The following is a 13,598-nucleotide window of genomic DNA, read 5'->3' as shown; positions in this document are numbered from 1 at the left end:
AAAGAGAAAGAAACAAAGAAGAAGGGAAGTGCGTGTCCGTGGGGGTCCCCGCCCCGGGGCCACCACCCGGGGCGGCACCCCCGGGGCCCACCTACGCCCCTCAGACGGGGCCCGCGGCCCCGTCACACGCCTGCGCCCGCAACGACCGCGCCAGGTCGTCCGTGGCCTCCAGGACCAGACGGCGCAGCGCGGGCGGCGCCTGCTCATGGCCGGTGAGCCACGCGTCCGCCGCGTCCAGCGTCTCCTGGCGGTCCTGGAAGTGCGGGAACAGGCCCCGCACCACGTCCATGCCGATCTGGATGGACCGCTCGGCCCACACCCGCTCGATCACCTCGAAGTACTTCGGCGCGTACGCCGTGGTCAGCTCGCGCTGCGAGGGCTGCTGGAACCCCGCGATCGTCGCCTCCACCAGGGCGTTGGACAGCGCGTCCGACTCCACCACGGCGGCCCACGCCTGCGCCTTCACCGCCGCCGAAGGGCGCGCGGCCAGACAGCGGACCTGGTGCCGCTTGCCGGACGCCGTGTCGTCGCGGGCCAGCTCGGCCGCGAGCGCCTGCTCGTCCGCCGCGCCGCTCACCGCGAGCGCGCCGAGGAACGCCCAGCGCAGCTCCTGGTCCACATCGAGCCCGTCGACCTTGGCCGTGCCGTCCAACAGGCCCTGGAGCAGCTGGAGGTCGGCCGCGGACGACGCCACCGACGCGAAGAACCGCGCCCACGTCAGCTGGTGCTGGCTGCCCGGCTCGGCCACGCGCAGCTCCCGCAGGGCGCCCTCGGCGAGCGCCCGGCCGCCCTCCTCGCGCCAGTCGGGCGCGGCGTAGTGCGTGCGGGCGGTGTTGGCCCAGGCGTGCAGCATCTGCAGGACGCCGATGTCGGACTCCTGCCCGGCGAAGCGAAGGACCAGGCCGATGAAGTCCCGCGCGGGCATGAGCGCGTCCCGCGTGAGGCTCCACAGCGCCGACCAGCAAAGGGCGCGGGCCAGCGGGTCCGTGATGTCCCCGAGGTGGTCGCGGAGCGTGGCGAGGGACGTCTCGTCGAAGCGGATCTTGCAGTACGTCAGGTCGTCGTCGTTGACCAGGACCAGTTCCGGCGCCTCGGCCCCGGCCAGCTCGGCGACCGTGGTGCGGGGGCCCTCGACGTCCACCTCCGCGCGGGCGTACCGCACGAGGTCGCCGCCCGCCTCCCTGCGGTACAGGCCCACGGCCACGCGGTGCGGGCGCAGCTCGAGGGTGCCCGCCGGCGGAGCCGACTGATGAACAGGGGCGGTGGCCTCCTGCACGACGGCGAGTTCCGTGACGCGGCCCTCGGCGTTCAAGGTGACCTGCGGGGTGAGGGAGTTGACGCCTGCCGTCTGCAGCCACGCCCGCGACCACGCCGTCATGTCCCGGCCACTGGTCTCCTCCAGGACGGAGAGCAGGTCGCCGAGGCGGGTGTTGCCGTACGCGTGCCGCTTGAAGTAGCGCCGGGCGCCCTCCAGGAAGGCGTCACGGCCGGCGTAGGCCACGAGTTGCTTGAGCACCGAGGCGCCCTTGGCGTACGTGATCCCGTCGAAGTTGAGCTTGGCGTCCTCCAGGTCGCGGATGTCGGCCGTGACGGGGTGGGTGGAGGGGAGCTGGTCGGCGCGGTACGCCCAGGCCTTGCGGTTGTTGGCGAAGGTGATCCAGCCGCTGGTGAAGCGCGTCGCCTCGACCATGGAGAAGGAGCCCATGAAGTCGGCGAAGGACTCCTTGAGCCACAGGTCGTCCCACCACCGCATGGTGACGAGGTCGCCGAACCACATGTGGGCCATCTCGTGCAGGATGACGTTGGCCCGGCGTTCGTAGGACGCCTGGGTGACCTTGCCGCGGAAGATGAACTCCTCGCGGAACGTGACGCAGCCCGGGTTCTCCATCGCCCCGAGGTTGTACTCCGGGACGAACGCCTGGTCGTACTTCCCGAAGGGGTACGGGTAGTCGAAGTGGTCGTGGAAGAAGTCCAGGCCCTGCTTGGTGACGAGGAAGACGTCGTCCGCGTCGAAGTGCTTGGCGAGGCCCTTGCGGCACATCGCGCCGAGCGGGATCTCCAGGCGCGTGCCGTCCTCGAAGACGCGCTCGTAGGAGTCGGTCACGTAGTGATACGGCCCCGCGACGACCGCCGTGATGTACGTCGAGATCGGCTTGGTCTCGGCGAACTTCCACACCCCGTCGGTCAGTTCACCGACCCCGTTGCTCCACACCGTCCAGCCCTCGGGCGCCTGCGCGGAGAAGCGGAAGGGGGCCTTGAGGTCGGGCTGCTCGAAGTTGGCGAAGACGCGGCGGGAGTCCGCGGGCTCGTACTGCGTGTAGAGGTAGACCTCGCCGTCCTCGGGGTCGACGAAGCGGTGCATGCCCTCGCCGGTGCGGCTGTAGGCGCACTGGGCGTCCACCACCAGCTCGTTCTCCTCGCGCAGGTCCTCAAGCGCGATGCGGGAGCCGTCGAAGACCTCCGAGGGGTCCAGGTCCTTGCCGTTGAGGGACACGGCCGTCACGCTCGGCGCGATCAGGTCCGCGAAGCTCGCGGCGCCCGGCTCGGCGCACCGGAAGCGCAGCGTCGTCACCGATCGGAACGTGCGCGGCGCGCTCGCGTCGCCGTCGCTGTCGCCCACCGCCGAGCGCAGGTCGAGGAAGACCTCGTACCCCTCGACGGACAACAGCGCGGCCCGCTCCTGGGCCTCGTCGCGGGACAGATTCTCACCGGGCACGGGCGGCACTCCCTTGTGGCTCGCATGATTCGTTCGAATGCCTCTGATCCTCGCACGCGGCTCCTTCGGCGGACATCCGGGAATGCCCTGGTACACCCCCGACGTTCCGCTGCCAGTCCCCGAACGGATCCCTTAGGGAGAGACATGGCTGAGAACGCCGCACAGACCGCGAACGGCAAGACCCCGGTCGACTTCTGGTTCGACCCGCTGTGCCCCTGGGCCTGGATGACCTCGCGCTGGGTCCTCGAAGTGGAGAAGGTCCGCGACATCGAGGTCCGCTGGCATCTCATGAGCCTCGCCGTCCTCAACGAGAACAAGCTGGACGAGCTGCCCGAGGAGTACCGCGAGATGCTCGCGACCCACGCCTGGGGCCCCGTCCGCGTCGTCATCGCGGCACAGCAGGAGCACGGCGCCGAGGTCCTCGGCGACCTCTACACCGCGCTCGGAACCCGCATCCACAACCAGGGCGAGGGCCCCACGAAGGAGGCCGTCGCCGGTGCCCTGAAGGAGGTCGGCCTGCCCGAGTCGCTCCTTGACCACTGGGACTCGACGCCTTACGAGGCCGAGCTGCGCGCCTCCCACAACGAGGGCATCGACAAGGTCGGCCAGGAGGTGGGCACCCCCGTCATCGCCGTCCCCGGCACCGACGGCGAACAGGTCGCCTTCTTCGGCCCGGTCGTCACCCCCGCCCCCAAGGGCGAGGCGGCGGCCCGCCTGTGGGACGGCACGCTTCTTGTGGCGTCCACGCCGGGCTTCTACGAGATCAAGCGCACGAGGACGCAGGGCCCGATCTTCGACTGATCCTCGACGGACGTTCAGTCGATCCCCTTCGGTATCTTCACGGGATCGATCCGGAAGCGCCGCTCGGTCATGAAGGTGCGCACGTTCCGGCAGCCGGGCTTGGCGCACATCCAGTAGTGCTCCACGTAATCCTCGTCGATCTCGTCACGGAGCCAGACCTTCTGTGGCTCGGTCAACGGGAGGTGCTGCTCTGTGGTGCCACACGTCCAGCAGGACAACGGTTGCGGTTGAGGCATGGGGCCACTGTGTGCCGGAACCGGGCATACCGAAAGGCCCCCGCGAGTCACGTCCTCGCGGGGGCCTTTCCTTTATCCGCCTGCCGTCATGAAGGTTGAGAAGACGATCACGAGGCAGGACGTTCACCGGGGCCCGGGAGCCCCCGAGCCAGAGATCAGGGAGCCAGCAGCAGGCTGTTCACGCGCTGCTTGGCGGCCTCGTAACGCTTCGCCACGTCCTGCCAGTTCACGACCTGCCACATGGCCTCGATGAAGTCCACCTTCTGGTTCTTGTACTGCAGGTAGAAGGCGTGCTCCCAGGCGTCGAAGACCAGGATCGGGGTCGAGCCCTGGCCGACGTTGCCCTGGTGGTCGTAGATCTGCTCGACGATCAGGCGGTTGCTGAGCGGCTCGTAGGCGAGCACGCCCCAGCCCGAACCCTGGGTCGTCGCGGAGGCCTTCGTCAGCTGGGCCTTGAACTTGGCGAAGGAGCCGAAGGACTCGGTGATGGCGTCCGCGAGCTCGCCGACACCGTCGGCGGCCGTGGGCTCACCGCCGCCGCCGTCCTTCGGGCTGTTCATGTTGTGCCAGTAGATGCTGTGCAGGATGTGCCCGGAGAGGTGGAAGGCCAGGTTCTTCTCCAGGCCGTTGATGGCGCCCCACGACTCCTTGTCGCGGGCCTCCGCCAACTGCTCCAGGGTGTCGTTCGCACCCTTCACGTACGCGGCGTGGTGCTTGTCGTGGTGCAGCTCGATGATCTGCGGGTTGATCACCGGCTCCAGTGCCGCGTAGTCGTACGGAAGTTCAGGAAGCGTGTAAATGGCCATGAGTGAGCCCTCCGACGTGCTCTGCGTGCTGTGCCGCGCCGTGTCGCGCGGCGCCGCCTCGCACCTCTTTATTGCGACCTATGTGCAAGTGCAGGCTAGCAGCAGGAGTACGGTGAAGTTGATCAGCCCTTCGTCCTAGGCCCGGGGGCCCGGTGCCCGTGCCGCGGACGGCCGAAGGCCCCGCTCCACAGGGGGGAGCGGGGCCTTCGGGGTGCTGCCGGTCTCAGGGGCGCGGCGTGCCGGTGCCCCGGTTCTCCATGATCTTCTGGCGGGCGTAGCCGATCGCCATGAGGATCAGGGTCAGCCCGCCCGAGTAGAAGAGCTGGGTGCGGGTCTCGGACTCGCGGGCCATCAGGACGAACACCGTGATCATCCCGGCGAGGGCGGCGTAGGTGAGCCAGGGGAAGAGCCACATCTTCACCACCAGCTTCTCCGGCGACTCGCGCTCCAGCTTGGAGCGCAGCCGCAGCTGGGCCGTGGCGATGAAGAACCACACCACGAGGATGATCGCGCCGATGGTGTTCAGGAGCCACTGGAAGATGTCGTCGGGCCGCCAGTAGCTGAGCAGGACGCACAGGAAGCCGAAGGCCGACGAGGTCAGGACGGCGATGCGGGGCACGCCGTCGAACATCCGGCCGAGGGCCTTGGGGCCCTGGCCGCGCTGCACCAGCGAGTTGGCCATGCGCGAGGCGCCGTAGATGTTGGCGTTCATCGCGGAGAGCAGGGCGATGAGGACGACGACGTTCATGATCTGGCCGGCGCCGTCGATGCCGAGGTGGTCGAGCGTGGCGACGTAGGGGCCCTTCGTCGCGACCTCTTCCTTCGTCCACGGCAGCAGCGTCACGACGACGGCCATCGAGCCGACGTAGAAGAGGGCGATCCGCCACATCGCCGTCCGGACGGCCTTGGCCACGCCCTGCACGGGGTGCTCGGACTCGGCCGCCGCGATGGTGACGGTCTCCAGGCCTCCGTACGCGAACACGGAGGCGAGCAGTCCGACGATCAGGCCGTCCACGCCGTTGGGCATGAACCCGCCCTGCCCGGTGAGGTTGGTCATGCCGGGCGCCTCGGTGTCGGGCAGCCAGCCGAAGATCGCGAGCACGCCGATGCCGAGGAAGAGGACGATCGCGCCGACCTTCAGGGCGGCGAACCAGAACTCGAACTCGCCGAAGTTCTTCACGGCCGCGAGGTTCGTGCCGCAGAACGCCAGCATGAACAGGGCGACCCAGGCCCACTCCGGGACCCCCGGCACCCAGCCGTGCACGATCTTCGCGGCGCCGATGCCCTCCAGGCCGACGGCGACGCACAGCAGGAACCAGAACGACCAGCCCGCGGTGAACCCGGCCCACGGGCCCATCGCCCGCTCGGCGTGCACGGAGAAGGAGCCGGACGCCGGGTTGGCTGCGGCCATCTCGCCCAGCATGCGCATGACGAGCATGACCAGGGCGCCGGAGATCGCGTACGCCAGGATGATCGAGGGGCCGGCCGCGGCGATGGCGGTGCCGGAGCCCACGAAGAGCCCGGCGCCGATCACGCCGCCGAGGGCGATCATCGACAGATGGCGCTGCTTGAGTCCGTGACCGAGCGGCGCGTCGGCTTTGGGTGGTGCGTCCTGCAAGGACGTCCGAGACATGGGCGTGCCCTGTTCAGTAGCAGAGACGGGTCAGTGGCAGAGACGGGTCAGTGGCAGAGAGGGGGAGCGAAGTGCGCCACAGTCTGAGCGTGCGTACCGCTCACAGGGAACAGTTGACCGGTATACGGACACGACGCTCACACATGGTGAAGGTTTGTTCACATCATGAACACATAAGTGTCATGAACGCGTGCGCAGGCGCCGCTGCCACCACTCCCGAGCCCACGCCACCGCGATCACGGCCGCCGTCGCGCCCGCCGACCACAGCAACTGCGGCCGCGCCCCGTCGTCCCGGAGCATCAGCAGGATCACCACGGCCATCGCCGCGAGCGCGGCCCACGTCAGCCAGGGGAAGAACCACATGCGCAGGGTCAGGCGTTCGGGGGCCTCGCGCTCGATGCGCCGCCGCAGCCGCAGTTGTGAGAGCGCGATCAGCGCCCAGACGAACAGCAGCGCCGCGCCGACCGAGTTGAGCATGTAGAGGAAGACGGACTCGGGCCACTTCAGATTCAGCAGGACGGACACGAAGCCGAAGGCCACCGAGGCGAGCACGGCCCGGCGTGGCACCCCGCCGCCCGACACCCGAAGGAGCGCCTTCGGCGCCTCGCCGCGCTCGGCGAGCGAGAAGATCATGCGCGAGGAGCCGTACAGATTGGCGTTCAGGGACGACAGGAGCGCCACGAACACCACGATGTTCATGAGAGTCCCGGCCGACGGGACGCCGATGGAGTCCAGGACCGTGACATACGGGCTGAAACCCGCCTGCTGCGCCGTCCACGGCAGCACCGTCACGATGACCAGCATCGAGCCGACATAGAAGAAGAGGATGCGGTACACCGCGCTGCGCACCGCCCGCGCCACCGAGCGCACCGGATCGTCGGACTCCGCCGCCGCGATCGTCACGATCTCCAGACCGCCGAAGGCGAAGAGCACCACGACCACCCCGGAGACCACCCCGTCCCAGCCGTGCGGCAGGAAGCCGCCGTCGCCGGTCAGATGCGTGAGGCCCACCGGGTCGGTGTCGGGAAGCACCCCGAAGATCGCGAGCAGCCCGAGCACGAGGAACGCGCCGATCGCGAAGACCTTCAGGGCGGCGAACCAGAACTCGAACTCGCCGAAGTTCTTCACGGCCGCGAGGTTGGCGCCGGTGAAGAACACCATGAAGACGAGCACCCACGCCCACTGCGGCACCCCGGGCACCCACTCGCCCGCGATGCGGGCCGCGCCGGTCGCCTCCACCGCGAGCACCACGACGAGCAGGAACCAGTACAGCCACCCCACCGAGAACCCGGCCCACCGTCCGAGCGCCCGCTCCGCGTGCACGGAGAACGCGCCGGAGGCGGGCATCGCGGCGGACATCTCGCCGAGCATCCGCATCACGCACATCGCGAGCGCGCCCGCGATCAGATAGGAGAGGACGATGCCCGGCCCCGCGACCTCGATCCCGGCCCCCGACCCCACGAAGAGCCCGGCGCCGATGACGCCGCCGAGGCCGAGCATGGTGAGGTGGCGCTGCTTGAGGCCGCCGCCGAGGGGTTCGGGCCCCGTGTCCGTGGCGGCGGGCGTGTCGACCGCCGTCGCTCCCGTGGGAGGCACCGCAGACCGGGACGGCAAGGAGTCGTGCTTCACGTGTCGTCGGCTCTCGTGCTCAAGGAGTACGGCGGGACGTGCTCAAGGGGTTTGGCGGGTATCCACAGTGTCGCCGCTGGACGTCCCGGGAAGCAACCGGGGCCCTCACGGCACTGACCTCAGTGACGAGCGTCACGCCGAAGCAGGTGTGCCCCGGTGTCTTTGTGCGAAGCCCACCAACGCCGGGCCGCTGCCTTTGTCACCGGCACCCCCTGATACGCCGCACCCGCCGGGGATAGGGTCACAGCGTCCCGCTTGCCTGCCCCCTCATGGCCCCCAGAATCACGGAGTCCCGATGAGCACAGCCGCCCTCTCCCGTCCGGGTCAGGTCCTGGCCGACCTGATCCCCGCCACCCGCCTGCGCGACGTGACCCTGGTCCTCGGCGGCGCCGCCCTCACCGGCATCGCGGCCCAGATCGCCGTCCCGGTCCCCGGTTCCCCGGTCCCGGTCACGGGCCAGACCTTCGCGGCCCTGCTCGTCGGCACCTCGCTCGGCGCCTACCGCGGCGCGGCCTCGCTCGCGGTGTACGCGCTCGTCGGCATGGCGGGCATGCCCTGGTTCGCGCAGGGCAAGGCGGGCATGGGCGCGCCGAGCCTCGGCTACGTCTTCGGCATGCTCCTCGCCGCGATGGTCGTGGGCGCCCTCGCCCGCCGCGGCGCCGACCGGAACGTGGTGCGCATGGCCGGGACGATGGTCCTCGGCTCCGCGATCATCTACGCCGTCGGCGTGCCGTACCTGGCCGCCTCGACCGGCATGTCGCTCACCGAGGCGGTCGCGGCCGGACTCACGCCGTTCCTCATCGGCGACGCGCTCAAGGCGGCGCTCGCGATGGGCGCGGTGCCGCTGGCGTGGAAGTACCTCCACGACAAGCGCTGACGCGCCGCGGACGTCTGACATGCGGGCCGGTGCCGTGCGGGCACCGGCCCGTCGACGTCAGCGGACGCTGTAGTTCCGCCTGAAGAGGTTCGCCGGGTCGTACGTGGCCTTGAGACCGGCGAGCCTCTTGTGCGTCTCGGCGTCGTACAGCCCCTCGGGCCGGTCACCACCGCCGAAGGTGAAGTTCAGGGACTGCCCGAGGACCTGGGGCGCCACCTCCCCGAACGCGCCCGCGTACAGCTCCCGCAGGCTCGCCCGGTCGGCCCCGTCCGCGCTGTCGGCGCCGTTCAGGGGCGACAGGATCCGCAGCAGCCAGCGCGCGTCCCGGTGCGGCACGGCGTTCGCGGCGGGCCGGGCGAGGGCGCCGCCCAGGTGGTTGAGCTGCACGACGTGCATGCGGTCGGCGGTGGGCCCGGTGAGCGCGAGGATCCGCTCCACGCCTTCGCCGTCCAGGCCGTCCAGCATGCGGCTCTCCCCGTAGTAGGCGTGCGGGAAGTCGGGGTCGCTGTGGATGGTGTGGCTCTCGGTGTACGGCAGTTCGCGCAGGGAGTCCTCGTGCGCGGGCCCGATCGCGCGCAGCGGCGCCACGAGCCGCTCGCCCTCCTCCGCGGTGCCGGTGTACGCGACGCGCACGGTCACCAGATAGCGCCCCCGCAGCGCCTCCGGGAGCATCGGCAGATCCGGGTAGACCAGCGCCGCGAGGGACGAGGTGACCTCGTCGGGCACCGTCTCCGTCCAGGCCGTGTACGCGCGCAGGACCGCCGCCGGGTCGACCTCGCGCCCGTCGAAGGCGAGCGCGCCCCCGTACAGCCGCGCCACGGGCACCAGACCGATCTCCAGGGCCGTCACGACGCCGAGGTTCGCGCCGCCGCCGAGCAGCCCCCAGAACAGCTCAGGCTCGCCCCCGGCCGTCACGTGCCGCACGGCGCCGTCGGCCGTGACCACGTCCAGGGAGCGCACGTGGTCGGCCGCGTACCCGAACTCCCGCGCCAGGACGCCGAGCCCGCCGCCCAGCGTGTACGACACGGCGCCCACGGACGGCGCCGAGCCGTTCAGCGGCGCGAGGCCGTGCTCCGCGGCGGCCGCGACGACCTGCCCCCAGCGGACGCCCGCCCCGACCCGCGCGGTGCGCGCCACGGGGTCCACGACGACCTCGTCCAGGCGCCGGGTGCTGATCAGTACGCCGCCGTGCGAGGCGTCCGGCAGGCCGTGCCCGGTCGCCTGCACCCCGACCGGCAGGCCCGCGTCGGCGGCGTACGCCACGGCCGCGACCACGTCGTCGGCGCTCGTGGCCGCGAAGACGACGTCGGGGCGCTGGGCGTACCCCGTCTGGTATCCGGCGATCTCGTCGTCGTAGCCGTCCTGGCCCGGCCGGAAGGTGAGCGGCTGCGCGGGGTGGGCGGTGTCGTTCACGGGCTGCCTCCGTCATGCGGGCGCGGCGGGGTGCGCGGCGCCGAGGATCTTGTCCTTGCCGGGCCCACCCTGCCCGCATAACCTGACAGTTTCCGTCAGGTTTTCCGCGCCGCGCGCACGACGGCGGGGTGGTCCCGGAATCCCGGGACCACCCCGCCGCGCTTGAGCGGGCCTCAGCCCCGGCTCAGGACTCGACCTCGGCCGCCTCCTCGGCGGTCCGCGGCCGCACCTTCTCGCGCACCAGCGAGAAGCCGAGCACGAGGGCCGCCACGAGCAGCGAGAGCACCATCTGCTTGCGCCCGGCGTCGTCGTACAGCATGTAGACGATCACGAACGAGATCATCCCGATGGTGACCCAGGTCAGGTACGGGAACAGCCACATCTTCACGACCAGCTTCTCCGGCTGCTCGCGCAGGATGATGCCGCGCATCCTCAGCTGCGTGAAGCAGATGACGAGCCAGACGAACAGCGCGACCGCGCCGGAGGAGTTCAGCAGGAAGTCGAAGACGGTCTCCGGCCACTGGTAGTTGAACCAGACGGCGGCGAAGCCGAAGACGACCGAGCCGAGGATCGCCGCGCGCGGCACACCGTTGGAGTCGGTGCGCGCGAACGCCTTCGGCGCGTCCCCGCGCTGGCCGAGCGAGAACGCCATGCGGGAGGCCGTGTAGAGGCCGGAGTTGAGGCAGGAGAGCACTGCGGTGAGCACGATCACGTTCATCACCTGACCGGCGTGCGGAATGCCGATCGAGTTCAGCGCGGCGACGTACGAACCGTCCTTCTCGATGGACTTGTCGCTCCAGGGCAGCAGCGTCACGACCACGAAGATCGAACCGAGGTAGAAGACGCCGATGCGCCAGATGACGCTGTTCGTGGCCTTGGTGACGGCGCGCTGCGGGTCCTCCGACTCACCGGCGGCGAGCGTGACGATCTCCGAGCCCATGAAGGAGAAGACCACCATCAGGACACCCGTGAGGATGGCGCCCGCCCCGTTGGGCATGAAGCCGCCCGCGTCCGTCAGATGCGCGAAGCCGTCACCGGGGTTGTCCGAGCCCGGCAGCACACCGAAGACGGCGAGCAGCCCGATGAGCACGAACGCGCCGATCGCGACGACCTTGATCCCGGCGAACCAGAACTCGAACTCGCCGTAGGAGCCGACCGAGACCAGGTTCGTGGCGGTGAGCACCACCATCACGATGAGCGCCCAGCCCCACTGCGGGATCGCGGGTATCCACCCTTCCAGGATCACGGCGCCCGCGGTGGCCTCCACGGCCAGCACGACGACCCAGAAGAACCAGTACAGCCAGCCGATGGAGAAGCCCGCCCAGCGGCCGAGCGCCTGATCGGCGTACGCGGAGAAGGAGCCGGACGTCGGCCGGGCCGCGGCCATCTCGCCGAGCATCCGCATCACGAGCACGACCATCGTGCCGACGAGGGCGTACGACACGAGGATCGCCGGGCCCGCGGCCTTGATGCCGGAGGCGGAACCGACGAACAGACCCGCACCGATCACGCCACCGATGGCGATCATCGACAAATGGCGGTTCTTCAGCCCGGCCTGCAGGCCGTCGCCGCCCTGCCCGTGGCCGTTGCCCGCCTTGCCCGACTGGGAATCATCGGGCCCTTCGGGCTTGCTGTCTTCCTTCGCAAGGGACGGTTGCGAGGTCATAGGCAGTTCCTTTGGTTCGCGGGGACGAGCCCCCGCATTAAAAGCGCAGGGGCGTACGGGACGAAAGACCCGTCTCCGGATCGTTGTATTCCGCGGAATGCTGCGTGAACGGCCGCTTACGCACGATGACCGGCCAGGGGATTGGCCTGCACCAATCGGTGCCCGGAGGGGTGCCCCGCCGCCCCACGGCGGCCGCTTGCCCTCACGCATGCCAGACTTCGCTCCATGCGCGTGTACCTCGGCTCGGATCATGCCGGCTACGAACTGAAGAACCACCTCGTCGAATGGCTCAAGGCCGAGGGGCACGAGCCCGTCGACTGCGGGCCCCACATCTACGACGCCCAGGACGACTACCCGCCGTTCTGCCTGCGTGCCGCGGAGAAGACCGCCGCGGACCCCGAGTCCCTCGGCATCGTCATCGGCGGCTCCGGGAACGGGGAGCAGATCGCGGCGAACAAGGTGAAGGGGGTGCGGGCCGCTCTCGCTTGGAGTGAGCAGACGGCCGCGCTCGGGCGTGAGCACAACGACGCCAACGTGATCTCCATCGGTGGGCGGATGCACACCCAGGACGAGGCCACGAAGTTCGTCGAGATCTTCCTCGCCACGCCCTACTCGGGCGAGGAGCGGCACACCCGCCGCATCGAGATGCTCTCCCGCTACGAGAGCACCGGCGAACTCCCGGCCATCCCGGCGCATCACCCGCAGCAGGGCTGAGGTGGGGTGCCCTGCCGGGGGCTCTCCCCAATCCCGCCCCTTCCCGAACCTGGGGGCTCCGCCCCCAGACCCCCGCTCCTCAAACGCCGGAGGGGCTCTCTACAGCCAGTCCGGCGCTTGAGGACGAGCCGCGGAGCGGCGACGAGCGGGGGTCCAGGGGCGGGGTTGGGGAGCCCCCGGCAGGGCCCCACCCACCCCCCCCGCAACAAGGAGCACCCCGTGCCGGAAGGCCACACGATCCACCGGCTCGCGGCCGACCACCGGGACCGGTTCCAGGGGCGGAAGACGACCGCCAGCAGCCCGCAGGGCAAGTTCTCCGACAGCGCGGCCCTGGTGACGGGCAGGCCCCTGGACACGGCGGAGGCCCACGGCAAGCACCTCTTCCTGGGCTTCCCGGACACGGGCTGGATCCACATCCACCTGGGCCTCTTCGGCAAGGTCACCTTCGGCGCGGCCCCCGCGCCCCCACCCACGGACACCGTCCGCCTCCGCCTGACGAACGACACCGCGTACATGGACCTCCGCGGCCCGACGACCTGCGCCCTGATCACGGACGAGGAGAAGCAGGCGATACACGCCCGCCTGGGCCCGGACCCACTGCGCCCGCGGGGCGAGGGGAACGACCCGGAGACGGCCTGGCGCCGCGTCTCGCGCAGCCGCACGACGATCGCCGCGCTCCTCCTGGACCAGAAGGTCGTCGCGGGCGTGGGCAACGTCTACCGCGCCGAGGTCCTGTTCCGGCACGGCATCGACCCGTACACGCCCGGCAAGGACCTCACGTACGCCCAATGGGCCGCGATCTGGGCGGACTTGGTGGATCTGATGCGCGAGGGCGTCCGGCACAATCGCATCGACACGGTCCGCCCCGAGCACACGCCGGAGGCGATGGGCCGCCCGCCGCGCGTGGATGACCACGGCGGCGAGGTGTACGTGTACCGCAGAGCCCGTCAGGCCTGCCACATCTGTGGCGGCGAGATCCGCACCGCCGATCTCGCCGCCCGCAACCTCTTCTGGTGCCCGACCTGCCAGCCGCAGCGCCACCGGCCGTAGCGAGAACCGGGCTCCGGCCGAGACAAGTACAAGAACAGCAAGAACAGCAAGAACAGC

11 protein-coding genes are annotated in these 13,598 nt (G+C 70.3%); 4 read left to right on the top strand and 7 right to left on the bottom strand.

Going from position 1 to position 13,598, the window contains the following annotated elements; genetic code table 11:
- Positions 1-100 precede the first annotated feature (100 nt).
- Positions 101-2,716 carry an aminopeptidase N gene (gene pepN, locus ACZ6BG_RS04720; protein ID WP_468996845.1) on the bottom strand — a complete coding sequence of 872 codons (2,616 nt, stop codon included), beginning with the start codon at positions 2,714-2,716 and terminating at the stop codon, positions 101-103.
- Positions 2,717-2,860: 144 nt separating this feature from the next.
- On the opposite strand from pepN, the gene ACZ6BG_RS04715 reads away from it, so the two are divergent.
- A complete protein-coding gene (locus ACZ6BG_RS04715) occupies positions 2,861-3,517 on the top strand; it encodes a mycothiol-dependent nitroreductase Rv2466c family protein (protein ID WP_468996842.1) in 657 nt (218 codons plus the stop codon).
- 14 nt (positions 3,518-3,531) lie between these two features.
- Here ACZ6BG_RS04715 and ACZ6BG_RS04710 read toward each other — a convergent pair whose 3' ends face one another.
- From ACZ6BG_RS04710 to ACZ6BG_RS04695, 4 genes are all read right to left on the bottom strand, one after another.
- On the bottom strand, positions 3,532-3,693 hold the full coding sequence (locus tag ACZ6BG_RS04710) for a hypothetical protein (RefSeq protein WP_468996840.1): 162 nt from the start codon (positions 3,691-3,693) through the stop codon (positions 3,532-3,534).
- A gap of 215 nt (positions 3,694-3,908) precedes the next feature.
- Positions 3,909-4,559 carry a superoxide dismutase gene (locus ACZ6BG_RS04705; RefSeq protein WP_189729915.1) on the bottom strand — a complete coding sequence of 217 codons (651 nt, stop codon included), beginning with the start codon at positions 4,557-4,559 and terminating at the stop codon, positions 3,909-3,911.
- Positions 4,560-4,782: 223 nt separating this feature from the next.
- Positions 4,783-6,192, bottom strand: coding sequence for an amino acid permease (locus ACZ6BG_RS04700; protein WP_468996838.1), 1,410 nt, complete (start codon positions 6,190-6,192; stop codon positions 4,783-4,785).
- A 180-nt stretch (positions 6,193-6,372) separates the two neighbouring features.
- Positions 6,373-7,692 carry an amino acid permease gene (locus tag ACZ6BG_RS04695; RefSeq protein ID WP_468997924.1) on the bottom strand — a complete coding sequence of 440 codons (1,320 nt, stop codon included), beginning with the start codon at positions 7,690-7,692 and terminating at the stop codon, positions 6,373-6,375.
- A 424-nt stretch (positions 7,693-8,116) separates the two neighbouring features.
- On the opposite strand from ACZ6BG_RS04695, the gene ACZ6BG_RS04690 reads away from it, so the two are divergent.
- Positions 8,117-8,698: a biotin transporter BioY gene (locus tag ACZ6BG_RS04690; RefSeq protein WP_468996836.1), complete on the top strand. Its 582-nt coding sequence runs from the start codon at positions 8,117-8,119 to the stop codon at positions 8,696-8,698.
- A gap of 57 nt (positions 8,699-8,755) precedes the next feature.
- On the opposite strand, the gene ACZ6BG_RS04685 is transcribed toward ACZ6BG_RS04690, so the two are convergent.
- Complete coding sequence (locus tag ACZ6BG_RS04685; RefSeq protein WP_468996833.1) at positions 8,756-10,111, bottom strand: FAD-binding oxidoreductase; 1,356 nt, start codon at positions 10,109-10,111, stop codon at positions 8,756-8,758.
- 184 nt (positions 10,112-10,295) lie between these two features.
- Entirely contained in the window at positions 10,296-11,777 is a 1,482-nt protein-coding gene (locus tag ACZ6BG_RS04680) for an amino acid permease (protein WP_468996830.1), read from the bottom strand.
- Positions 11,778-12,002: 225 nt separating this feature from the next.
- On the opposite strand from ACZ6BG_RS04680, the gene ACZ6BG_RS04675 reads away from it, so the two are divergent.
- Entirely contained in the window at positions 12,003-12,491 is a 489-nt protein-coding gene (locus tag ACZ6BG_RS04675) for a ribose-5-phosphate isomerase (RefSeq protein ID WP_468996828.1), read from the top strand.
- A gap of 219 nt (positions 12,492-12,710) precedes the next feature.
- The gene (locus ACZ6BG_RS04670) at positions 12,711-13,541 is read left to right on the top strand and encodes an Fpg/Nei family DNA glycosylase (protein ID WP_468996826.1); all 831 of its coding nucleotides are present in this window, start codon (positions 12,711-12,713) and stop codon (positions 13,539-13,541) included.
- The last annotated feature ends 57 nt before the right edge of the window (positions 13,542-13,598 follow it).

Source organism: Streptomyces sp. NPDC041205, from assembly GCF_055591765.1.
The sequence above is the reverse complement of the archived record's forward strand: the minus strand, read 5'-3'. Positions and strand labels throughout refer to the sequence as shown.

Excerpts from the sequence above, each read along its gene's own strand:
- ACZ6BG_RS04715 (WP_468996842.1), top strand. The coding sequence starts at position 2,861 with ATGGCTGAGAACGCCGCACAGACCGCGAACGGCAAGACCCCGGTCGAC.
- ACZ6BG_RS04705 (WP_189729915.1), bottom strand. The coding sequence starts at position 4,559 with ATGGCCATTTACACGCTTCCTGAACTTCCGTACGACTACGCGGCACTG.
- ACZ6BG_RS04700 (WP_468996838.1), bottom strand. The coding sequence starts at position 6,192 with ATGTCTCGGACGTCCTTGCAGGACGCACCACCCAAAGCCGACGCGCCG.
- ACZ6BG_RS04695 (WP_468997924.1), bottom strand. The coding sequence starts at position 7,692 with ATGCTCGGCCTCGGCGGCGTCATCGGCGCCGGGCTCTTCGTGGGGTCG.
- ACZ6BG_RS04690 (WP_468996836.1), top strand. The coding sequence starts at position 8,117 with ATGAGCACAGCCGCCCTCTCCCGTCCGGGTCAGGTCCTGGCCGACCTG.
- ACZ6BG_RS04680 (WP_468996830.1), bottom strand. The coding sequence starts at position 11,777 with ATGACCTCGCAACCGTCCCTTGCGAAGGAAGACAGCAAGCCCGAAGGG.
- ACZ6BG_RS04675 (WP_468996828.1), top strand. The coding sequence starts at position 12,003 with ATGCGCGTGTACCTCGGCTCGGATCATGCCGGCTACGAACTGAAGAAC.